This window comes from Paenibacillus sp. FSL H7-0714 (genome assembly GCF_038003765.1).
In the GTDB taxonomy this organism is placed as follows: domain Bacteria; phylum Bacillota; class Bacilli; order Paenibacillales; family Paenibacillaceae; genus Paenibacillus_AQ.
On sequence record NZ_JBBOPT010000001.1, the window covers coordinates 283,021 to 307,110 of the forward strand.

The 24,090-nt window shown below is 46.8% G+C and carries 14 protein-coding genes; 9 read left to right on the plus strand and 5 right to left on the minus strand.

Going from position 1 to position 24,090, the window contains the following annotated elements:
• Window positions 1-35: 35 nt before the first annotated feature.
• The 5 genes from NST34_RS01325 to NST34_RS01345 all read left to right on the plus strand — a co-directional run bounded on the left by NST34_RS01325 (window position 36) and on the right by NST34_RS01345 (window position 9,781).
• Window positions 36-1,262 carry a Zn-dependent hydrolase gene (locus NST34_RS01325; protein ID WP_341126976.1) on the plus strand — a complete coding sequence of 409 codons (1,227 nt, stop codon included), beginning with the start codon at window positions 36-38 and terminating at the stop codon, window positions 1,260-1,262.
• Window positions 1,263-1,543: 281 nt separating this feature from the next.
• On the plus strand, window positions 1,544-2,677 hold the full coding sequence (gene ald, locus NST34_RS01330) for an alanine dehydrogenase (protein WP_341129494.1): 1,134 nt from the start codon (window positions 1,544-1,546) through the stop codon (window positions 2,675-2,677).
• A gap of 997 nt (window positions 2,678-3,674) precedes the next feature.
• On the plus strand, window positions 3,675-4,934 hold the full coding sequence (locus NST34_RS01335) for a PucR family transcriptional regulator (protein ID WP_081382945.1): 1,260 nt from the start codon (window positions 3,675-3,677) through the stop codon (window positions 4,932-4,934).
• Window positions 4,935-5,011: 77 nt separating this feature from the next.
• Window positions 5,012-5,740, plus strand: a complete 729-nt coding sequence (locus tag NST34_RS01340; RefSeq protein WP_076286645.1) for a protein-glutamine gamma-glutamyltransferase — start codon at window positions 5,012-5,014, stop codon at window positions 5,738-5,740.
• A gap of 300 nt (window positions 5,741-6,040) precedes the next feature.
• Window positions 6,041-9,781 carry an S-layer homology domain-containing protein gene (locus NST34_RS01345; RefSeq protein WP_341126977.1) on the plus strand — a complete coding sequence of 1,247 codons (3,741 nt, stop codon included), beginning with the start codon at window positions 6,041-6,043 and terminating at the stop codon, window positions 9,779-9,781.
• A gap of 111 nt (window positions 9,782-9,892) precedes the next feature.
• Here NST34_RS01345 and hflX read toward each other — a convergent pair whose 3' ends face one another.
• Window positions 9,893-11,158 (minus strand): GTPase HflX, encoded by a 1,266-nt coding sequence (hflX, locus tag NST34_RS01350; RefSeq protein ID WP_076286644.1) that lies wholly within the window; start codon window positions 11,156-11,158, stop codon window positions 9,893-9,895.
• Between the two features lie 492 nt (window positions 11,159-11,650).
• On the opposite strand from hflX, the gene NST34_RS01355 reads away from it, so the two are divergent.
• Window positions 11,651-12,454, plus strand: a complete 804-nt coding sequence (locus NST34_RS01355; RefSeq protein WP_143764147.1) for a hypothetical protein — start codon at window positions 11,651-11,653, stop codon at window positions 12,452-12,454.
• Between the two features lie 102 nt (window positions 12,455-12,556).
• Here the strand turns inward: NST34_RS01355 and NST34_RS01360 are convergent, their stop codons facing one another.
• Both NST34_RS01360 and NST34_RS01365 read right to left on the minus strand, forming a co-directional pair.
• Window positions 12,557-15,577, minus strand: a complete 3,021-nt coding sequence (locus tag NST34_RS01360) for a DEAD/DEAH box helicase (protein WP_341126978.1) — start codon at window positions 15,575-15,577, stop codon at window positions 12,557-12,559.
• Window positions 15,574-17,217, minus strand: coding sequence for an SWIM zinc finger family protein (locus NST34_RS01365; protein ID WP_076286641.1), 1,644 nt, complete (start codon window positions 17,215-17,217; stop codon window positions 15,574-15,576). Before NST34_RS01365 ends, NST34_RS01360 begins: the two co-directional genes overlap by 4 nt.
• Window positions 17,218-17,559: 342 nt before the next feature.
• On the opposite strand from NST34_RS01365, the gene NST34_RS01370 reads away from it, so the two are divergent.
• Both NST34_RS01370 and NST34_RS01375 read left to right on the plus strand, forming a co-directional pair.
• A complete protein-coding gene (locus NST34_RS01370; protein WP_076286640.1) occupies window positions 17,560-18,027 on the plus strand; it encodes an Hsp20/alpha crystallin family protein in 468 nt (155 codons plus the stop codon).
• Between the two features lie 175 nt (window positions 18,028-18,202).
• Window positions 18,203-19,210 (plus strand): J domain-containing protein, encoded by a 1,008-nt coding sequence (locus tag NST34_RS01375; RefSeq protein WP_341126979.1) that lies wholly within the window; start codon window positions 18,203-18,205, stop codon window positions 19,208-19,210.
• Window positions 19,211-19,405: 195 nt separating this feature from the next.
• Here NST34_RS01375 and NST34_RS01380 read toward each other — a convergent pair whose 3' ends face one another.
• The gene (locus tag NST34_RS01380) at window positions 19,406-19,567 is read right to left on the minus strand and encodes a hypothetical protein (protein WP_341126980.1); all 162 of its coding nucleotides are present in this window, start codon (window positions 19,565-19,567) and stop codon (window positions 19,406-19,408) included.
• Window positions 19,568-19,759: 192 nt separating this feature from the next.
• Here NST34_RS01380 and clpB point away from each other — a divergent pair, with 192 nt between their 5' ends.
• Entirely contained in the window at window positions 19,760-22,390 is a 2,631-nt protein-coding gene (gene clpB, locus NST34_RS01385) for an ATP-dependent chaperone ClpB (RefSeq protein WP_341126981.1), read from the plus strand.
• Window positions 22,391-22,448: 58 nt separating this feature from the next.
• On the opposite strand, the gene NST34_RS01390 is transcribed toward clpB, so the two are convergent.
• A complete protein-coding gene (locus tag NST34_RS01390; RefSeq protein ID WP_076299928.1) occupies window positions 22,449-24,089 on the minus strand; it encodes a glycosyltransferase family 2 protein in 1,641 nt (546 codons plus the stop codon).
• Window position 24,090: the final 1 nt, after the last annotated feature.

A 24,090-nucleotide genomic window follows, 5' to 3' on the forward strand; every position in this document is an offset into this window, starting at 1 on the left:
TAAAATCATGAACGCTCGAAGCGGAGGGACCTACGATGCAGCTGCAAAAAATATTCGTGAACGGTGAGAGATTAAAGAATACGATTGAGGCATTTGCGGATTATGGGCGTACAGATAACAACGGCGTGACCCGGTTATCGCTGACGGAAGAGGATCTTAAGGTTCGGGATTATTTTCGATCCTGTTGTGAAGAATTGGGGATGTCTGTGAAGGTGGATGATATGGGCACGATGTACGCTACGCTTGCGGGTGTAGAGTCTGGGCCTCCTATTGTGATTGGTTCGCATATGGATACTGTGGAAAAAGGCGGCAGATTCGATGGTATCCTTGGGGTAATCGCTGGACTAGAGGTAGTTCGCACACTCGTGGATCACGGGATAAAACCGAAGCTATCGGTGACCATTATGAATTTCACAAATGAAGAAGGGGCTCGCTTTGAGCCTTCGATGATGGCTTCTGGTGTGCTGGCCGGTAAGTTCGACAAGGCAGAAATGTTGAATAAAAAAGATCCTGAAGGCATTACCTTTGGCGAAGCGCTGGAGGAGAGTGGATATGAGGGAGACGCGAGCAATCGTATTACCGAAGCCACTGCTTATTTGGAGCTTCACATCGAGCAAGGTCCCGTGCTAGAACAAGAAGAACTGTCGATTGGTCTGGTGGACTGTGTAGTTGGCATGGCCTGTTATGAGATTGAGGTGACGGGGGAATCGGATCATGCGGGCACCACGCCTATGGCAATGCGCAAGGATGCCTTGTTCGCTGCCACGGATTTGATCACGGAGCTTAGAAACAAGCTTAGTGCGCTCGATTCTGAACTGGTGTATACCATGGGCAGAATGAATGTGTTTCCTAATATTCATACCGTCATTCCCAATAAAGTGATCTTCACCATTGAGGCTAGACATAAAGATATGGAGATTGTTCGTGAGGTGGAAGCTATTATTCATAGCTTGCCGGAGATGCTACTGGACTGCGGAGTAAGTAAGACCAAGCTTTGGGGTAGAGAGACTGTTTGGTTTGACCGGGGGATATGTGATTTAGTAGAGCAAGCGGCACAAGCCTTGGGTTATTCTAAACGGAAGATCGCAAGTGGCGCAGGGCATGATGCTCAGTTCGTAGCCAGCTTTCTGCCATCCGCGATGGTGTTTGTACCTAGTATGAAGGGAAAAAGTCATTGTGAAGAGGAGTTTACCTCCTATGAAGACTGTGAAAAAGGGGTAAATGTAATCCTAGAAACGGTGTTGTTATTACTGTCAAAGTAATGCGCGTCACTAAACATAACATTCCATTATGGAAGTAGTGCTTTAATTTCATACAAAATCGTCAAAAAGACACTTTAAGCAGTGTCTTTTTTTATGAGATAATGATTAGGGTTGTGTTGGGTACCAAATGACATAAAGTTACTGGGCGGTTTAAGTCGAATCCTTTGTGTAAAAACACAATGATGATAGATAATATTTTAATTTTTTACCAAATTGGGAATACTAAACGTATGTTATCATTCTTTACATAAGGGATCTATATTAGACGGGAGAGATGAATGATGATTATCGGAGTGCCTAAAGAAATTAAAAATAATGAGAATCGTGTAGCCATAACGCCTGCGGGTGTAGTTAGCCTTATTAAAGAAGGACATCAAGTGCTGGTGGAAGCTGGGGCTGGTGTGGGAAGTGGATTTCTGAACGAAGAGTATGCTTCTGCCGGAGCGAAGCTGATTCAGGACGCAGCTACGGTCTGGAGCTCTGCCGAAATGGTGATGAAAGTGAAAGAACCGCTGGAAAGCGAGTACCCTTATTTCCGTCCAGGCCTTATTTTGTTCACGTATCTGCATCTTGCGCCTGAACCTTCTCTGGCCGCTGCGCTCAAAGACAAGGGTGTTTTTGCCATCGGGTATGAGACGGTTGTTCATGAACGTACCTTGCCGTTATTAACACCGATGAGTGAAGTGGCGGGCCGGATGTCTGTTCAGCTTGGCGCTCAGTTCTTGCAAAAAAACTATGGCGGACAAGGGATTCTTCTCTCCGGTGTTCCTGGGGTTAGTCGTGGCAAAGTTAGCATCATCGGCGGTGGAGTAGTAGGTACAAACGCTGCAAAAATGGCTATCGGTTTGGGTGCTGATGTTACAATTGTTGACCTCAGTGCAGAAAGATTGCGTCAATTAGATGATATTTTTGGGGCACAGATCAATACGCTGATCTCTAACCCTTACAATATTGCCAAAGTGGTAGCTGAGGCAGATCTGCTGGTGGGTGCGGTGTTGATTCCGGGTGCGAAAGCACCGAAGCTGGTTACAGAAGAAATGGTCAAGACCATGAAGCCGGGATCAGTGATTGTCGATGTGGCCATTGACCAAGGTGGTATCGTAGAGACGATCGACAGAGTGACAACACATGATAATCCTGTATTTATCAAGCACGGCGTGCTGCATTATTCTGTTGCTAATATGCCGGGCGCTGTGGCCAAAACTTCGACGATCGCTTTAACCAATGTCACCGTTCCATACGCCCTGCAAATTGCCAATAAAGGCGTGATTAAGGCGATTCAGGATAATGCCGGCCTAAGAAGCGGCGTAAATGTCGCCAACGGTAAAATCACCTGCCAAGCCGTGGCTGAAGCACTTGGCGAGAAACATTTTACGGTAGAACAAGCTATGGAGCAGACGTTCACGATGAGCTAAATAGAGCTAAATTGAGATGAATAGATGCGTTCCAAATGAGTGGTGATATTTAGGGACAATAGACAGCGAATTCCCGCTATGGGAGTTTGCTGTTTGTTGTTTGTGGGAGTAATAATTTCGGCTCAGTTCGGTGTGGGGAGATCCGGTAGAAGTCTGTTAGTTTTATCTAGGAGGTAGCTAGGAGCGGCTTCAGTGTGGCTAGATCCAGCAGAAATCTACTAGTTCGGTGTTAAAGGCTGTAGGACTGCGTTATGAAGATGGTTGGATCGGGTGGATGTGTGTTGGTGGGTGTTAAAAGTAGCTGAGTTGTATAGTGGTGTGCCTAGATACAGTGGATGTTACTAGCGCTGTGCTAAAGGTGGATAGACAACGTAGAAGTTGGTTGGAATTCGATCAAAACTAGCTAGTTTCAACTATGTGCAGCTTGATTTGGCTAGTTACTGATTAATTTAGTTAGTATTTGGTTTTTTGTTACGGTGAGAGATTTGTTGAAGAAGATTTTTAGGGAAATCCTCCCTAAAAATTACGCGAAAATAGCTTGAAACGCTATAATTAGGGAATTTCTCCCTAAAAATACGAAGAATATGCCCAATAATAACCTGATCGGTTGAATATTAGGGAGTTTTTCCCTGATTAGTAGTAAACCAAGCCTAAAATACAGAATTTTAGGGAGGAATTCCCTAAAAACTCTAAAGGGGCTCTATCAAGTAGCGGTTTATGTACTGTCGCGCCACTCCGTCACGCCGTAACCCGCATCAACGTAGCCGGCAACTCCGTCCCATGCAAACCCGCAACCCTGTAACCAACGTAACCCGTAACTCAGCAACTCCGCCCCCACGCAACTCTATAACCTCGTAACTCCTCCACCCGGCGATCTCAAGGTCCCACCATCTCGCCCCCATCCCATTATCTTATAGTCAGCTGGGAGCACGCATACTATAATAAAATCACTCTAGAGTACAAGGTTCGGCTATTTTTTCAGGCAGGGGTGGGGCTAGTGACGGAAAAGGATCCATTGTTTGATCGTTTCTTCGATAGTATGGAATCGTTGGCGGATGCGATTAGTGAATCTCTTCAATCCCAAGTTACGATTGAGGACAGCAATCATCATGTGATCGGATACAGCTCCCATCAATTTGAGAGTGATTCCGCGAGAATTTCGACCATTATTGGAAAGCGTGTACCTAACGCTGTGATTATTGGCTTACGCAAGAAGGGGATTATGCAGCAGCTTGAGAGCGCTACACGTCCGATTCGGATTCCTGCGGTCATGGAGGTAGGTCTTGGCCCCCGACTCGCTATTTGCATCAAACATCAGAAGGAAATACTCGGGTACATATGGGTAGTGGATGCAGGCAATCTAGTTGAAGGTCACGCAGAGAATATTGTAGAGAAAGCGGCGGCCATCGTTGGTCGTTATATATTGAAGCAACGGGGTTGGAAGACGAAGCAGGAGAAAACGCAGGAGGATTTTTTCTGGAAGCTGCTTACCTCCCATTATGACAATGAAGCGAATATCAAGCAGGACGCGGAAGTTTGGTCGATTCTTTTGCCTGACAAATATTATATTAGCGTGTTTGAGAGTGACAAGGTCATCAATGACCACTTCGTACTTCGGTTTCGGCAAACTATGACCTCCTATCCGGGGCTGAAATTATTGTTTCTGACTGCTGAGCACAATCGGTTAATTATATTGTTTTCATTCAGCTTTCGCATGGAAGGGACGGGTGGTCTGTATTCGTTCATGCACAAAATTATCGAGGATATGCGTAAGAGTGAGAGCTGTATGCTGGCTGCAGGCTGTAGCCTGGATTACACTGAATATATGTCGGCAGCCATTGCGTACTGGGAAGCGGGTTCCATTCTGGAAATCAAGAAGCTGCTGCCTTTTCATGGCCGAGAGTTACTATTGTATGAGGATATTGGATTTTGGGCGTATGTTCCGGCTATTATAGAGCAAAAACGTAGTCGGACCCGTAAAAGTCCTTTACTGTATCCGCTAAAAGAGCATGATCGCGAGCATAAAAGTGATTTTCTAAAAACGATTGCCGTTTATTTATCACTCAGTGGAAACTTGAAGGAATCCGCCGCTTTTTTACATATTCATACCAACACATTGCTGTACAGATTAAATCGCATAGCAGAGATTACGGGAAAAAGCTTAAAGGATACGGGATACCGCACTTCTATATATTTGGATATTTTGACGGAAGAGACCAGGCAGCTCAATCAGTGGTTTGTTGAGTCAGGGGAATAAATGAATTAAGCACCAACTGGGCAGCGAACACGTACAATAACCTATATTTAGAACCTATAATATTGGAGGGACTAAGCATGGTGAAGGAAGTTCGTTCACCCGATGCCCTTGACTTTGAACGGAAAATGAGAGACAGCATCGTGGAATCGGCGGAAGCTTTAAATAACAGTGGAGCGGATTTTGCAACATTTGATGAGTCGCGCTGCAACCCGCAGTTTTGGACGCGTACAGATATTGGAGGACTACAGCTGAACGCTGGTGTGGCGCCTTCGGTGGGGATTAAAGACATTTTTCAGAACGGACATTTATATGCCTTCGAATGTGCGACAGCGATGGTCATTGTTATGTACAGGGCGACAATTGAAGCTATAGGTGAAGAAGCCTTTAATAGGTATTTTAAGGATTTATTCTTATGGGATTGGAACTACGACGAGAATCTGCGCTTAGTTACGAACTATAATAAGGATCAGATGCTGCGGGGAGATATTGTGTATTTCAGGAATCCAGATCATGCGCCTAGCAAGCCAGAGTGGCAGGGTGAGAATGCTGTTAAGCTTGAAGAAGACCTGTATTATGGCCACGGCATTGGGATAACCACTGCAGAAGTCATCATAGCCTCTCTTAATGAGGAAAGATCGCCCGGAAGCAATACCTCAGCTTTTCTTACGAATGAGTCGATACATCCTGATTTTAATTATTTACAGCGACTATCTACAGGTTCTGTCTTACCCATGGCGGAAAATAGAGGCTCTGAGTGCACTGTGTTTTCAAGAATAGGGACTAGAAGCTACATTTATAAGATTTAACAGCTAAGAGGGTACCAAGAAGAGTAATCTTCCTGAAAAATCACTTCACCATCCGTTTGTCCGTCATACGTAGTTTCAGTAAAGACACCATCTAGGGTGTCTTTTTTTCGTGTGGATTCAATAGTTCTAGTTCGTAGTCATTAAAGCTTGAGTAGCTGTATTGCCACCTCTTTGTGACTCTTGCATATTACGTCATGCATACAATTTAAATCTTTAATAATAGCAAAGGTTTAATTTTACATTGAACTGTTATAGTACTCATTGATCAATGCTTTACTAACAAGGGGGAAGGATAAGCGCATGAATACATTACGTAAGACAATAGTGATTGCATCAGCGATAACGTTGCTAGGAGGAGGGTTTAATACAGGCTTTAGTCAAAATAATTATGTCTACGCAGCAGATGATACTACGCCATCCATCCTGGTCGAAGACTTTGAAGATGGAATCAATGATGTGAAATTTAATCCTAAACGTATGTATAATGCTACGCTGCATTTGGAAGATAACAAGAAGCTTGTAAGAAATGGGCAATATTCGGCTAGAATTGATTACGATATGATCGGCATAGTAGATAACCCCTCTCAAATTGAAGTCGGGTATAAAACGGGGAATATCCCAGTTACAGGTTACCCTACTAAAGTAGGCATGTGGGTTTATGCAAACAATGAAGGACATTTGCTGACGACAAAATTTAGAGATCTAGGCGGATCTTCTTTCCAGGCAGAATTTTATGATGTAAATCAAGTGGGTATCAACTGGTCCGGCTGGAAATATATCGAGGCAGATATTCCGCAGGGTAAACCGGGTCCGATTGTTCTTGAATTGTTTTTCCAATTGAAACAATCGAATATGAGCAAGAAAAACAAAGGCTCTATTTGGGTAGATGATATTACCTTTATCTATGATGAAGTTGATGAGGATAAGGACGTTCCTGCCATTAAACCTATAGCCCCTGTTGAAAATGAAGTCTTAAACACTCCACTTGATGAATTGAAGGTTGAGCTGACAGATAACGGATCAGGTCTGGATTTGGGTACCTTATCTGTTCAGTTAGATGGAACGGATATCACGGATGAAGTGCACTATTCTCCAGATACAAATGTATTAACTTACCCAGGAGAATATGTAGATGGCGGTTATCATGAGCTTGTGATTGAAGTGAAGGACAAGAATGGTAACCCGGCAACCAAAAAACTCACCTTCACAATAAATGCAGGAGAGCGTTTGTTCATGACTGCAGACGAAGAAGCAGTAAGTAATGAAATCTATCCTGTTCATATTAATATTAAAGATTACTTGAAAGCAGAGCAGGCAAAATTCAGCTTAAATTATGATGCAAGCACCCTTCAAGTTGAAAGCATTACTCAGGCGGCTGGAGTCTCCCTAACCTCAGATATTGATAATGAGCACGGCATGGTTCAAGTAGCACTTGATAACGTAATAGTAGCAGCTCAAAATGTCGTTACTGTTAACTTCAGAGTGAGCTCTCATGCCGTCTTAGAGCGTGGTGAAGCGTACAAAACCATAACAATGAGTAATGCGAGTCTTACTGCTGGCGGCGTTCAGACGAGTACACCATTAGCTGCGCCTATTCATTATACAATCGGTTTCCCTTATCAGCTAAAAATGACGGGAGTTGGTTTGGGTACACCTTCTACCTTTACAGTGTTAGACCATGGAGGCAATCCGTATGAAGGTGCGGATATTGTTTTCACTGGATTATTAAAGCAAAGCTCAGTCGTTACAGTTAACACTGTTACGTCTAGTGTATATGAGGATGATGATACATCTTCTAATGTAATCATGGTTGCAAATGATGGTGAACGTTACTATGCTTCAACAGCAGCTAAGAATGGATTTTACGAGGTTATTCTCGCAGACGGACAAACAACAGGTTATATCTCTGAAGCTGATGTTAGTAGTCAGTTATTGAGCGGCAGCCTTGGTAAAACAGATGCTAAAGGACAGTTAATAACAGACCTCACTACATTGGCACTTGGAACCTATCAGGTACAAGCAGTCATCGGTGATCAGAACAGTAAGGTTGTCAATTATGAAGTTGTAGAGCAGTATGGTATGAATGAACCGCAATATATTCAAACCTATGTCGCAGAGGATATGTCTTCACAACTGAGTGCTGCCTGGCAAACAAAACCAGATCAAACCTCTACGTATATTCAATACATCGAAACTGGTGAATGGGGAGCAGGTGCAAGCCCAGACAACAATAAAGTAAAGCAGCAGCAAGCTGAAAGTGAGCTGCAGGTGCTTAGTATGAAGGAAAATGGAACGAAGGGTGAAATCCGGTTTCATAATGTCCTGGTTAAGGGCTTGAAAGCAGATACCACTTACAAATATCGTGTAGGCGATGAAGACAAATGGTCGGAGTGGCATGAATATTCTACTGTCGATCAGGATAAATCAACACCGACCTCATTCTTGTTTATTACGGATTCCCATACGAATCAACTGCCAGGATTACAAATCTATCAAGAGCTAATGACTAACGCTTTGACACAATATCCATCAACACAGTTTATTATGCATGGTGGAGATATGGTTGATGTGGGCGGCGCATTCGAAGAATGGCAAAAGTTCTGGCTAGCATCTTCTGTTTATGCAACAAAACTCCCGACTGCACTAACACTGGGCAACCATGATGTGAAGAGTGAAGGGAAGGATGTGTTCACCAAAGGTGCGAATTTCCCGGAAAACGGACCAGAATCCCAACTGCAATATGCTTACTCCTATGAAGTCGATGATACTCATTTTGTCGTATTGAACTCAGAAGGCACAGAGGAACAGATGGTTGATCAAGCAGCATGGTTAAAGGACGATTTGGATCAGAATGATAAAAAATGGACTGTCGTTATGTTCCACCGTCCAGCTTATCATACAGAGAATGGCCGAGAATCCCTTGTTGAGTACACCCAAACCTATTTTGCACCCATATTAGAAAAGAAAAAAGTCGATTTGGTTCTGGTTGGTCATGATCATGTATATGCGCGTACCTATCCAATGATGGATGGAAAGCCAAATAAAGCTACCAATGAGGGTACTGTATACCTTGATGGTGGTGCTTCAGGCTGGAAATTCTATGATGGCACCCAATATAATTATTTGAATTATATTTTTGATGAAGACGTTCCTGTATACTCCGCTATTAAAATTACTGCGGATGCGATTCATGTGGAGGCACGTACAAGTGCGGGTACATTAATCGATGAGTTTTCTGTCAAGAAAACAACGGAAACTGAGACACCAACGCCGACACCAACACCAACACCAACACCAACATCAACGCCACCAACACCGAATTCAACATCAACGCCACCAACATCTACACAAAAGCCAACAGCAACGCTTACACCAACATCAACACCGAAGCCAACAGCGATGCCAACACCGCCAACATCGACATCGAAGCCAACAGCGTCGAAGCCGGTATTCAACGACAAGGTAAATGTAGATGGAGTTAAAGCTATCGTGGAAAAAGAGAAGTCTGCTCCCACTATAAACTTTACGGATGTTCCGGCATCATCGTGGAGTGCCTCTGTAGTGGAGCGTGCAGCTAAGATGGGGATTGTAACGGGTTATAGTGATGGTTCTTACCATCCGAATCAAAAGGTAACTCGCGCCGAGTTCGCCACAATGCTAGCAAAAGCTTTTGGTCTACCGAATTCAAGCGGTTCATCTTTCTCTGACACGCAAGGGCATTGGGCTTCAGAATCGATTGCAGCATTACAAGCTAAAGGGGTAATTACGGGTTACAGTGATGGTTCTTTCCATCCGAATCAAGAAATTTCCCGCGCTGAGATCGTTGCAATGCTTGCTCGTCTGACAAACTATGTTCCTAACGCATCCAATCTATTTTTGGATGTAGCTACGAACTGGGCTTCAGAACAAATCAATGCTTTTGCAACTGCTGGCATAGTAACTGGTAAAGGCAACGAATTGTTCAAACCAAATGATGCTGCATCCCGTGCGGAGTCGGTTGCGATGATCATTCGTTTGTTGGATAAATTACTTGCACACTAAGTGAAATGTTTCGGGTAGTTAACCGGATTCAGCTCCACCAATAAGAAAAAGAAGGGGCTGTCCCTGAGTCATTATGACTTATGGGACAGCCCCTTTGCTGTGTCTAATAGCCTAAAGCTCAACAAAGTCGTTGCGGAATTTCTCGAAATCAGATTTTCTACATTCTAGCGCAAGCCGTGTGCCTGTTTCTTCATAGCTAGTGGATTGAACATGGGCATGCTCGTTGAAATAGGAGACTACATTGCCGCGATCAAATGGAATCAGAATTTCACACTGTACATAATCCGTAAACACATGGCTGCGAATCAGATCTGTAAGTTCAGCTACCCCACTATTTTGTTTGGCAGAGAGATAGACATTGTCACCCTCAAGGTGAGGGTAAGGCAAGTCAGTTAGGTCAGCTTTGTTGTAAGCATAAACCGTTGGAATTTGGTCCGCGCCGAGCGCTTTCAAAGTCTCATCAGTGACGGCCATATGCTGCTCATGCTGTGGATCGGAAATATCGACTACGTGAATCAATAAGTCAGCTTCGGTCACCTCTTCGAGCGTGGAGCGGAAGGCTTTGACCAGATGATGGGGAAGCTGGCTGACGAATCCGACGGTATCTGTTAATAAAAAGGTTTTGTGATCCGGTAGCTCAATGCTCCGAACGGATGTCTCCAGTGTAGCGAATAACATATCCTTGGCGAACACTTGCTTATTAGAGCCGGGATGATACGTCTCCACGATCACATTCATTAAGCTGGACTTGCCGGTATTTGTATAGCCGACGAGACAGACGACAGGAACCTCATTCTTATGCCGCTGCTTTCGCTGAATTTGGCGCCTTGCTACTTGCTGTTGAAGCTCAACTTGTAACGCTGAAATACGTTCTTCTATTCTTCTGCGATCCAGCTCCAGCTTCGTTTCACCAGCGCCTCTGTTCTTCAGCCCAGCACCACCGCCTTGTCTTCCGAGGGATTCTCGGAGACCTGTCAGGCGGGGCAGCATATACTGCAGCTTGGCTACTTCTACTTGCAGCTGTGCTTCTTTGGTCTTTGCTCGTTCTGCGAAAATATTCAAGATCAGAATCGTTCGGTCAATGACCTGACGGCCTAGAGAAGACTCCAAATTGCGAATCTGTGAAGGAGACAGCTCATCATTAAAAATAACAATAGGAGCATCATGCGCTTCTAAGAGCGCAGATACTTCTTGGATTTTGCCTGTGCCGATATAGTGGGAAGGGTTGATCCGGCTTGCCTTCTGACTAAGTTCTCCGACAACTTCTAGGTCACAGGCAGCTGCCAGATTACTGAGTTCTTCCATCGAATAATCGAAGTTTGTTTCGTTTTGTAGCTGGACACCGACTATAATAGCTTTTTCTCGTAATTGTTCCATATATTTATTCATCCTCCAGTAGTAAATAGTAAACGCAAAAAAACACAGGACATCTGCCTGTGCTTACGGTTCGTTAGAGGACGTCAGAACAAATGTGTAAGGAGAAATCTCCGTTACGACATTAGGGTCTTCCATAGATATATCGAATTAAACAACGGCTGGGGCGTAGGGAAATGATAACCTAATCCCTTACGAGCAGCAGTTGGTTTATTGGCTTCTATGGAGTTAAATGGGTAGACCTATCCTGAGTCCTCTGCACATGGGCAGAGCTTTAGCGCTATTCAATTAGCCGCGCAAAGTTCTAACTCGGATAAAGTCTATCACACGTAACCCTCCGTTCATAAAAAGTTAAGTCGAGTTTACCACATCCTTTATTTGGTGGCAAATCTGTATTTTATGCTCGGTGGAGCACATCTCTATTTTAATATCAATCCAAGAATTCTAAAAAATGATTGCATACCATATATATATAATTTGATATGAATAGGAGGTGTGAAGACATTGCCTGTCCTCTCTACAAACACCATCATTAATTTACCTGTCGACGGTACTCGTCCAATAGATCAAGTTGTGATCAAAGTGGTTAACAATGGATCAGCTGGCGCGGCTTGTTATTTAACGGGTTTAGCCAATAGTGCAAGTCCTCAGACAGTCTTTATTGAAGAATTATTTGAGCTGCAATATCGGGAAACGTCAAGCAAGACCTACACTATTGTAGAGGATTTATTCCAATTTAATTTTGTGTATTCACAGGACCAATTGAAGATTCAGGTTTTTCTTGTGGATGTGAACGGTGTCTGGACGGCTGTTAATCTGGAAGTGTTTCAAGTAAGCCGTATAACCTCGGAAATCCGTGATAACGTATCGGTTACATCGACTGACTTCGCGGCAATTAGCTTTATGAGGAGTTCTGCCTTTACTATTCCACAAGGTCTTGCGGCTGAGATTAGACCGGCGGCTTTAGATATTCTATCCAAAAGACCTGTGCGATATATGGTCGTCGCAGGTGGTATTCTGGATGGGACATTCGAAAATTTCCCAACGCCAACTACGGATATTCCTGTCACGGACACGGCACTGCTGGTGAATTACACCTGCACTACGGTCACGGGTGGAAAGGTGATTATGCAAGGTACAGGATCGGGAATCTCCGGTGCTTATGCGAATTTGGCTGTTAATTTGCTTAACGAGCGGCTCTCTTACGAGCTTCAGAATGAGCCGGTTACTCTGGTGGTTAACTCACTTTCAGGTGATGATGATCTCGCAGTCACCTTTAAGATGTCCGAGCAATGGTGAGCGTTCTTTAATCCAGTACTGAAGATAAATTCTAGTGATTGAAAAAAGGAACATCCGCGTAGATGCGAATGTTCCTATTGATGGTCGTTGCAAGCGTTAAGATTAGTCTGTTAAGCCTCGCCGTAATGTAAAGAGGTCTTTCAAAGCCTCAGTAGACAGCTCGGTAATCCAGCCTTCGGAGCTGGAGATGACATTATCGCTTAGCTGCTGCTTACTCTCCAGCATCTCATCAATCTTTTCTTCGAGCGTCCCGAGAGCGATGAACTTATGCACCTGTACATCACGCGTCTGGCCCATCCGATAGGCGCGGTCTGTCGCCTGATTCTCAACGGCCGGATTCCACCAGCGATCGAAGTGAAATACGTGATTGGCTGCGGTTAAGTTCAGACCGACACCTCCGGCTTTGAGAGAAAGGATGAATACATTCGGCTGATCAGACGGTGGTGCATCTGGACGTCTGGACCCTTCGTCCGCGGAAGGTGTAGGCGTCTGGAATCGCTCAATCATTCGGTCACGCGCCTGTTTGGAGGTGCTTCCGTTCAAATAAAGGACAGGCTCCCCAAGCTCCTGCTGTAGAACAGCCTGAAGCATTTTTCCCATCCCGACATATTGCGTAAAGATGAGACAGCGCTCATCCTCTGCACGCAGTTCCTTAACCATATCCAGCAGTCTTTCAAGTTTAGAGGAACGGTTAATGAGTAGACTGGTATCCAGTTTGTTGTCCGAATCCGTTTCAGGGAGGGCCTCCTTAGTCACAAGCATCGGGTGATCACATAGCTGCTTAAGTCCGGTCAAAGCCCCAAGAATAGCGCCCTTACGCTCAATACCTTCCAACTTCTGCATACGGTCGAGCAGTCCGTTCACGGTCTGGTCATAGAGCGCAGCTTGTTCAGCTGTCAGATGGACATAGGTCTTCATCTCGTTTTTATCTGGAAGATCGAGCTGAATGTTAGGATCCTTTTTCTTACGGCGTAGCATGAACGGCTTCACGAGATTCTGTAGGTCCGCTGTACGTTTCTCGTCACGTTCCTTCTCAATGGCATTACTGAATCGGTCGTTAAAGGCTTTGGCACTACCCAGATAACCTGGGGTTATAAAATCATAAATGGACCACAGCTCGGATAATCTGTTCTCTATAGGTGTTCCTGTCAGCGCAATCCGGTGTAAAGCGGGGAAGCTGCGCACAGCTACCGACTGCTTCGTTTGAGCATTCTTGATGTTCTGTGCTTCGTCCAGACAAATCGCCGCCCAAGTGAATTCCTTCAGCAACTCCTGATCAAGCGCTGCAGTCGCATAAGAGGTGAGTACCACGTCAGCTTGCGACGCAGCGCCATAGAAGAATCCTGCGTCCAAACGGCGACTTCCGTAGTGAAGCATCACATTCAAAGAAGGCGCGAAGCGCTGCAATTCCTTCTGCCAGTTGCCCAGCACGGAGGTAGGGCAGATGATCAGAGCAGGCCAACCCGGAGGGTCGGTCTGGCGACGGGATGAGCTAGGATCGGTATTTTCTTTGATATGAAGTAAATATGCGATGAGTTGGACGGTCTTGCCAAGCCCCATATCATCGGCTAGACAAGCCCCCAAACCGAATTGACGCAGGAAAGTCAGCCAAGCATATCCTTCATGCTGATAGGTGCGTAGCTCTGCCTGGAGTCCTGCGGGCACTGGAGGCTTCGGCCATTGTGAGCGCTGGCCGAGCTGACCAATGAGACTGATCAAATGCTCGTTTAGCTCTACCTCGAGCCGCAGGCGCGCAGCATCCTCTTGAAGCTGCTCTTCTGTAGCCTCAGCCTCAGCTTCCTCACTCGCTTGTAGCAAATGAAGCTGAAGCACATCTTGGAAAGACAAGCCTTGCGACTTGTCCATACCAGCCATGGCTCTTTGGATTTGCGCCAGCAGCGCGGGATCGAGCGAGACCCATTTGCCTTTGAAGCGGACGAGTCGTTCTCCTCTTGCGACCAGCTCGGCAAATTCAGCTTCGGTGAGGTCGACGTCGCCGATGGAGATTCGCCAATCGAAATCGATGATCGAATCGAGGCCGAACAGCGACTCGCCGCCGCTGCGTTTGTCCTCGCCGGAGCTGATCTTGGCGCGGAGGCGCGGTTTTTTCCGGCTGGCGGCTTCCCACCACGCCGGCAACAGCACTTGCCAGCCTGCTTCCAGCAGCCGCTGGCTCTCGGCCGTCAAGAACCGCCAAGCGATGGCATCGCTGAGCGGTTCGGCCAGCACGTCGCCGCCCGCCGCGAAGCGCTCGGGCGGCAGACTGCCGCGGAGGCGCTCCAGCCATCCCGCGGCGCGTTCGTGCACGTGGGCCGACCATGCTGTCGGCCACAAGCCGTGCGGCTCGCCATCATCGGCGAGCCTGATGGGAACAAGCGCGGATTCATCGCGCTTGTCCTGAAGGATCAGCTGCAGCCGCCAAGGGGATTCATCCCCTTCCGGCTCCAGCAGCTGAAGTGCAGGCCGGAAAGGCGCGGTATCCGCCTTCCAGCCAATGGCGATAAGCCATGCAGCGGTATCCATGCCCGCTGCAAGGGCCCCGCTTCTATCGAATAGAAGCGGGAATTCGCTCCGGAGGTCGCCTGCCTCGGCCTCCGTGCTGTAATACCTCTGCGATACGGCGGCGGAGAACGCCGCGCGTAACCCACGGCTAAATTCGTTGCCGCCATTTAGCGCCTCAAGGGCCCCTTTGGCAGTGTCATTCTCCACTGCCACCTGCGCAAAAGCGCCCTCATCCCAGGTCCATTGCAACCTCCCAGCGCGATAAGCGGAGATATCTGGAATATACTGTTTGTTCTCCAGACATATAGTCAGAAGTGGCGCCAGTTCAGTCAGGTGAGCCGCATCGCCCTCCCAGTTCCATTCGATATGCGCCAGCAGCTTCTGCTCTGCAAAGAAAGGGATGACCTGCTCCGCAGGTAGAATCACTAGCTCTACACCTTCGCCAGCTGGTTGAACCGTTAACTCCGTTCCATAAAAAGACGCCTCATGCCAGGCGAATAACCGCTGTTTAAGCTGCAAACTGGGCACGAGATCTTCTCTTTCATTCATTCCGTATATTAAAGCGTCGCCATACTGGCTTAATGCAAGCCGGATGGTCAGTGTGCGCAAATGCATGTTCATGGTATTAGCTTTCCTTTCCGAAGCTCCTCTTGCAGCGCACGGAGTCTGCTGTGCTTTGTGGTGAAGGCAATGAGGAACTCTTCCCACCGTTCTTCTTGTTTCATTTTTTTATACAGCTTGGATAATCGCTTCAATAGTTTCACAGCCGCCTTGTAGCTATGTCTATTCTTATCCAGCACAAATCTTTCGACGGCCTGATGGTAGAAAGGGAGTAGAACTTCGGGTGCGTTTTTCTCCATAGGCTGGAGGTCTGTAACACGAAATTCGGAAGGAAGCTTACCGATGGACAGTTGATAATCCATCCATGTCTGCCATTTTTCATAGGTAATTAACTTCTCTTCGTATACTTCTCCAGAGATAGGTAACATGGTGGCTAATGTATTCCACATCTGCGGCTCAGCTTCAGGACGGTGGCGAACGGCCTCTTCCCATCTGTTCGAATAGTTATTCAGATTATAGAGTCTGCTACTCAGCAGTGGACCGATCTGAGCAAGCCAGCCCACCAAGCGTGACCATTCACCTGCATCCAGAAGCGGGGAGGTGAAGCTCATAAGCTCATCAGGATGGAGACCTGGGCGCTCTGCAGCCTTATTCAGTAATTCCCAAGCCTTTGGGTCATCCTTCAGATAAAAATACATGCGGCTCTGGGCTAATAGCCACGCATGGCGTGACAGGGAAGCGCCTAATTCACTTTCTGCCTGCTGAAGCTGTTTGATTTCATCCAGATAAAGCTTAGTTCCGCCTGTATTCGGATAAATCCAGTTTCTCCACAGCAGGTCATAGCACAGTGAAAAAGAGGGTTGATCCCGCAAGCGATCGCGCGACTCCGTCAACATCTCACGCCGCAAGTAGGAGAGGGTCTCGACGATATGCGGCCACAGATCGTATTCCTTCTCTTGCTCGGGCGACAGCGGGAGTGTGCTTTTTAACAGACGTGTGATTGCTTCCTGTAGTTCAGAGACCGCTACTTGCGTGTAATAGCCAAGTGATGAGGTGAAGGCGACCTGACCGGGCAGATTGGCGGAAGGCTTAGCCAGCTTTTCTAGAAGAAAAAGATGGGCATGCAGAGTAAATAGCTTGTCCATTTCCGGTGATAACTTCGGCTTGAATTTAGTAATGGAAGATAATGCTCGATCTACATATTCAGGATTCCGAGTGGTATGTGCCAGAGGCGTGATGCAGAACGCAAAATACTCGCGCCACTCCGTGATGCCTCCGTCAGCGATACGGCTGGCATGTTCTTTTAGCTGCTGCTGGTGCTTTCCATCGGTTCCGACAGGTGAACTACTTGATGTTTTTGGGAGAAAAGATGCGGCTTTGGCGTTAGCTAGAACTTGTACAGACCTATTCTGTTGTTCAGCAAAACTGAGCAGCACAGCGGCCATATGCTTGCAATGACCTGAAACAGGGCAGTTGCAATGGCACCGAGTGAAGCTGTCCAGATCAATAGTAACGCGGTAATCCTCTCTACCTTCAACAAGGGCATTGATCTTAGATGGCTCCGTCATAGTGAACGAACGAATACGGCTTTGCTTATAATATTGGAACCCTCGTTTGAGGGTGAGGTCATCGAAATAATAGGCGACATTCTGGATGAGCTTACTCCACTGCGTATCATCCATAGTATAGGTTGGTTGCATACAATTGGTCTCCCGTAAGAAAAATGGTCGTTATTTGACCTTCATTATATCATTTCTTTTTGAGTAGGATGTTTTGGCGTTGTAATGAAAGCGAAATTGCTGGCTTGTATGGAACGTGGGGCCTAAACATATACTAATCGTGCTGAATTTTGAAGTATAGATCAAACAAAGGTCAAAAAAGGTCAAAACATTAAAAACATTAAAATTTGTAGCATTAAATCAGCTAATTTGCCTGAATTTGACCGAAAATTGGCTTAAATCGGTTTTGTTATTCCTCTGATAGGGGACTATAATAAGGTCATAGGTCAAATAAAGTCAAAGTCAATGAGAGGAGAATGGATAATGTTTGATTTGGTTCCTTTTGGTAAACGTAGAGATGATGCTTTTGGTATGCTGGCTAAGTCTTTGAATGATGTTTTTAATGATGATTTTTTTGCACCGATCAAGAGCTCCACGATGTCCTTCAGAACTGATATTCGCGAGAGTGAGCAGGCTTACCTGATTGAAGCTGAACTTCCTGGCTTTAAAAAAGAAGAAATCGACATTGATTATGCCAGCCCTTACTTGACGATTAAAGCGGTGCGGAAGGAAGAGAATGCGGAGGAGAACAAGGATCATCAAATTGTACGTAGAGAACGTCGATATGGTGAATATGTTCGCAGATTCTATGTTCAGGATATTGCAGTGGAAGAGATTCGCGCGTCTTTGAAAGACGGATTACTGAAGCTGGAAGTTCCAAAACAGCAAAAACCACAAGGGAAACGCATTGAGATTCAAGACGGAGCTTCTAGCGCATCGCAGTCTGAATAAGCATAATTTAGGCGGTAATAGTTTCCGCTCAGCATCTTAGAGATAGGCAGCGAGCTTTTAATATAGTGTTATGAATAAAAGGCGCATTGTAGTGGAGGATTCCGGCTATGGTGCGTCTTTTCTCGGAATCGTACGATGAGTTGTATTTAATCAAGCGTTGAAAGGAGGAATCCGAGTGGCTAACAAAAGCTATTATGATGCTTTGGGCTTGAGCAAAACAGCAACTAAACAGGAAATTAAAAAGGCTTATCAAAAGCTGGCCAAGAAGTGGCATCCCGATGTGAACAAAGCCTCTGAGGCAGAGGCGAAATTCAAAGAAGCGGCTGAAGCCTATGAAGTGCTGGGCAATGAGGAGAAACGCAAGCTTTACGATGAGGAGCTGCTTTATGGGGCTCAGCGTGGTAGAGCTGGTGGAGGTGCGTCGAGCGGGGCCTCTTCGTGGGATTCAAACTATGGTGGAAGCTGGAGCGGCAGAACTTATTCTGCAGGAGGTTCTGGCATTTCGGAGGAAGATTTGTTCGGAATGTTTTTTGGGAATCGGGGATCGGCGGATCGCGCTGGCTTTGATTTCTTTTCTAGTAGTGGTAGTGGGCGTTCGAACGGCAATCCATGGGGTGAGGCGCGTAGTTCGACGCAGGCGCAGCTGGATATTACGTTGGAGCAGGCCTATAAGGGAGCAACTGTAAGAGTGCAGATCGGTGATAAAACTGTGGATGTTCAAGTTCCGCGGGGATCTAGTGAAGGCACGATTTTAAAAATCGCAGGGAACACTCAGAGTGGCATAGCTCCAGGTGGCGATATACTGCTGGCACTTCATATTCTTCCTCATGATATATACGAGCTTCGAGGTGGCGATTTATACGGTGTAGTTGAAGTTGCTCCATGGCAAGCGGTATTGGGTGGTGAGGTGAAGGTTCCATTACCGGGTGGCGGTGCCGTGAAATTGAAGATTCCTGCAGGAATTCAAAGTGGTAAAACGCTGCGTATCCCAGGCAAAGGTTTGAAGCGTGAGAATGGTGCGAACGGTGATATTTTATTTGGTATTGAGATTGTTGTCCCTGAGCCAACCAGCGAAGCGGAGAAGAATTTGTACCGTAAACTGGCTGAATCCAGCCATTTCGAGGCTAGAGCTAAACGTCAAAGCGCTAGTGCGCAGCGCCCGAAGGCAAAAGTGGGTAATTAAATAGGTAGGTAGAGGTAACTTTGTATGAATAGAGTGCTAGTAGTAGAAAAGTAACTTAATTAGAAACTAACTATAGTAGAGACCTGTGAGAAGTGTCGGGAAAAGGAAGGGTAAAAGTGTTCTAAAGGTGCCGATTTCGGCTCGATGAGCGAAAAGAGGGGTAAAAATCCCCCAGAATGAGCCGAATTCGGCTGATCACCCGAAATGAACGGTATTAATCCCGCAGATAGCGCCAAATGCGGCCCATCCGTCCAAATGTACGGTATTAATCCCGTAGATAGCGCCAAGTGTGGCCCATCCGTCCAAATGTGCGGTATTAATCCCGCAGATAGCACCAAATGCGGCCCATCCGTCCAAATGTACGGTATTAATCCCGCAGATAGCGCCAAATGCGGCTCATCCGTCCAAATGAACGGGATTAATCCCGCAGATAGCACCAAATACGGCTCATCCGCCCCAATTCAGCGGTATTAATCCCGCTAAATTAGTCTATCCCGGCCAAAACGGCCGATCCTATATTTCATTCCTAAATAGAAAGGTGAGAGAGCTATGGATTTCAATAAACTTACTCAAAAGCTGCAGGAAGCAGTGGCTGCGGCGCAGTCGCTGGCTTCAGAAAGCGGACATCAGGAGATCGATAATCTCCATCTTTTAAAAGCGTTACTCCAGCAGCAAGAAGGCTTGCTGCCAAGATTGCTGCAAAAGATGAACGTCCCCGTAGCTGAGCTGCTGCGCAGCACGGATGAACTGCTTGGGCGCAAGCCGAGCATAAGCGGATCAGGAGCAAGCACAGTACGGCGTTATGCCTCGCAATCGCTGATTCATCTGCTGGAACAGGCGGAGAAAGAAGCAGCGAAGATGCAAGACGAGTTTGTTTCGGTAGAGCATGCCGTGCTGGCCATGGTGTCGGATTCGAGCAGGGATAATCGTGAGCTGCGTGATCTTTTTGTCAGTCGTGGATTAACACGCGAGAAGCTGATGTCTATACTTGCTGAGATTCGTGGGCATCAGCGTGTAACGAGTCGGGAGCCGGAGGCTACTTATGAGGTGCTGGAGAAATACGGACGTGATCTTGTAGCAGAGGTTCGCGCGGGTAAGATCGATCCAGTCATCGGACGTGACGCTGAGATACGTCGTGTGATCCGAATTCTGTCCCGTAAAACGAAGAATAACCCTGTGCTGATCGGTGAGCCAGGTGTAGGTAAAACAGCGATTGTGGAAGGCTTGGCTCACCGGATTGTACGCAAAGACGTGCCGGAGGGGCTGAAGGACAAGACGATTTTCTCGCTGGATATGAGTTCCCTTGTAGCAGGCGCGAAGTTCCGAGGTGAATTCGAGGAACGCTTGCAGGCGGTACTTAGGGAAGTTCGTGAAAGTAACGGCCGTATTATTCTTTTTATTGATGAGCTGCACACGATTGTAGGCGCAGGTAAAACCGAAGGCTCGATGGATGCGGGCAATATGCTGAAGCCGATGCTGGCACGCGGCGAACTGCACTGTATTGGTGCCACAACGCTCGATGAATACCGCAAGTATATAGAGAAGGACCCTGCGCTGGAGCGCCGTTTCCAACAGGTACTGGTCAGCGAGCCGGATGTAGAGGATACGATCTCCATTCTACGCGGTCTGAAGGAACGGTTCGAAGTCCATCATGGAGTCAAAATCCATGACAGCGCCCTCGTCGCTGCAGGCGTTCTGTCTAACCGCTACATTACGGATCGTTTCTTGCCGGATAAAGCGATCGACTTAGTAGATGAAGCTTGTGCCATGATCCGTACAGAGATTGATTCCATGCCGGGTGAGATGGATGAAGTGACCCGTCGTTTGATGCAGATGGAGATTGAAGAAGCGGCGCTCAAAAAAGAAACCGATGACGCCAGCAAACGCCGTCTGGAAATCTTACAACGTGAACTCGCCGATCTCAAGGAGAAGCAGCTTGGGATGACGGCGCGTTGGGAGAAGGAAAAGTCAGCGATTCAAGGCATCCGCGACCTCAAAAAACGGCTGGAGCAAGCCCGTAAGGATTTGGTCGATGCACAGGAGGAATACGATCTTAATAAATCAGCCGAATTGAGCTACGGCATCATTCCTGATCTGGAGCGGCAATTGAAAGCAGCGGAAGAAGCGGCACAGCAGGATCAGGATACAAGATTATTGCGTGAAGCTGTAACTGAGGAGGAAATCGCAGATATTGTATCGCGCTGGACGGGTGTGCCGGTTAGCCGACTGGTTGAAGGCGAACGGGATAAGCTGCTGCGTCTGGAAGAAACGCTGCATGAACGAGTTGTGGGCCAAGATGAAGCTGTCAGCTTGGTGGCCGATGCCGTGCTTCGGGCAAGAGCCGGGATCAAAGATCCGAATCGGCCGATCGGTTCCTTCCTGTTCCTCGGTCCGACTGGGGTAGGGAAGACGGAGCTGGCTAAATCGCTCGCGGTCTCTCTCTTTGATCGCGAAGATGGCATGATCCGTATCGATATGTCGGAGTATATGGAGAAGCACAGTGTTTCTCGCCTAGTCGGTGCACCTCCGGGATACGTTGGATATGAGGAGGGCGGCCAACTTACAGAAGCTGTACGGCGTCAGCCTTACACAGTAGTGCTGCTCGATGAAGTGGAGAAGGCGCATCCCGATGTATTTAATATTCTACTGCAGCTGCTTGATGATGGACGGCTGACCGATTCGCAGGGCCGGATGGTCGACTTCAAGAACACGATCATTATCATGACCTCAAATATCGGTTCACCACATCTGATTCAAGGCACCGATGAGAAGGGGCAGCTTACGGAGGCTGCCAAGGATAGCGTAATGAAGGAACTAACTGGTCATTTCCGTCCAGAGTTTCTGAACCGGGTTGACGATATTGTGATGTTCAAGCCGTTGACCCTGGGCGAGATCGAGAAAATCGTGGACAAACTGGTGGACGGATTACGTTTACGTCTTGCTGACCGGCAGATTGGTCTTGAGTTGACTGAACCCGCGGTACGTTTTATCGCTAAGGAAGGTTTTGATCCAGTGTATGGGGCGAGACCGCTGAAACGCTTCATCCAGCGAAGTCTGGAGACCCGTGTGGCACGTGCGATCATTGCTGGTGAAGCCGCAGAAGGTACGGTGATTCAAGTAGACGAATCCGGCGGCGGCCTGACGGTGAGCATTATAAAGCCAGATGTTGATACTATGTAAAAATAAAGGCGTCCACAAAGCCACCAAGGTTTTGTGGACGTCCTTTTTATGATTACCCTCATTCCACCCAAGGTATTAAATGAGGGTGTTCATCCAGAATGGACAGGTATTGCTCCTTCCAGCCGTATTGGCCATCGGGATCAAGGAGCATGTAACGCAGATATTTTTCTAAGCGGAATTCTGCCTTCGACCAACCTAGATGCTTGAGTCGCAAGTTGCTTAGCTGGTGGGGAAGCTCGAAGACATTCTCCGGGAATCGCCCACAATGCTGTGGAGATTCATTCCATACATAGTTGAAGTCTTCTTTATAACGAAGCAAAAAAGGACGGTAATTCAAATGAGAGCGCCAGTAAATATCTTCTCTGTAATGGGTGGCGTTCCATAAATCATAGAGACGGAAACAGAATAAATCGACCTCGTCAGCGTACAGCAGGGGTTCGATATTTGCCGCGAAGCTCGCTTCAAAGATTTCGTCTGCGTCCAGACTTAGAATCCACTCGGGATTCGTCTTCAGAACCTCTTCCCATTGCTGCTTTCGCAGCTCAATTTCATTGCTGAATTTGGATATGGTATTGTGCACGAGATGGACGGGAATGCCTTCAAGCACCTCCAGGCAGATAGCTGCTGAATTATCGGTGCTGCCATCATCGATAATGACGGCCTCGTCGATGTATTTGCGATGCTCTTCCAGAACCTGTCGCAGAAAGCGTCCACTTTCATTTTTCACAACCATGGTGAGGGTTAGCTTGGGCCGTTTTCTGGCTGGGGGGACTGCCTCCTTGGAGCTTTCGTTGTCTGGATTGTCTGTTGTGGGTGTCGGCATTACTGATGCAGGTACTTCGTCCGTAGATGAACTGTTCTCAGTATCAGTGGCTTCAGCTTTGGTCTCCGTAGTTTCTTTGATGAAATCCTCTACTTTACTCAAATCACTGTCTCTATACAAGTGTAGCGCCGGATAATGGGTATCGACGAACAAGGGGATGCCAAGGGCTGCGGCACGAATGCAGAAATGACGGTCTTCTCCCCAGTATGAAATGTTGCGAATTTGATTATAGCTGACTCCAGCTTTTATCGCATGCTGACTAATCAATGTACAAGCCCCGAGTCCGCCCACCTCATAGATTCCGGGAATTCGCATCTTTGCTATGAATTCATGAAATCTGCGATTAATCTCCTCTGGTTGCAGTTTTTCACCGGGCAGTAGCTCCCACTGATTGTATTCGTCGTGCATCCATACCTGCGGCTGAAACATAGTCTCTGGCTGCCACTGCGTCCAGAATACCTCTGAAATAATATCCTTGTTCGTACCTATTAGATGTCTGAGGGTATCAGGATGGAGAATGAGATCAGAGTCAATAAGGAATAAATAATCATAGTTCAAGGTTTGGGCGCGGTTGATCATGAGGTTCTTAAAATTGGCTACTTTCCAGACTAAGTTGGTGTTCCAAAAGTGGGTAGTATCATTGCGAATATACGCATCGTGAAAGCCGGAGCTCTGAAGATAAATATGATCACCCATGCTTTGGAATTCCTGGAGCAGCCGACTTGACTCCTCATCATCATTATCATCAACTAGATGGAAATCCAGCTCAATATCGGCAATATTCAGACGAAGTAGGGAATTCAGAAATTCTTTTAAAACCATAGGCTTCTGGTGGATTGGACTGCCAATCAATACGCGAATCTTGTTTTCCGTCATT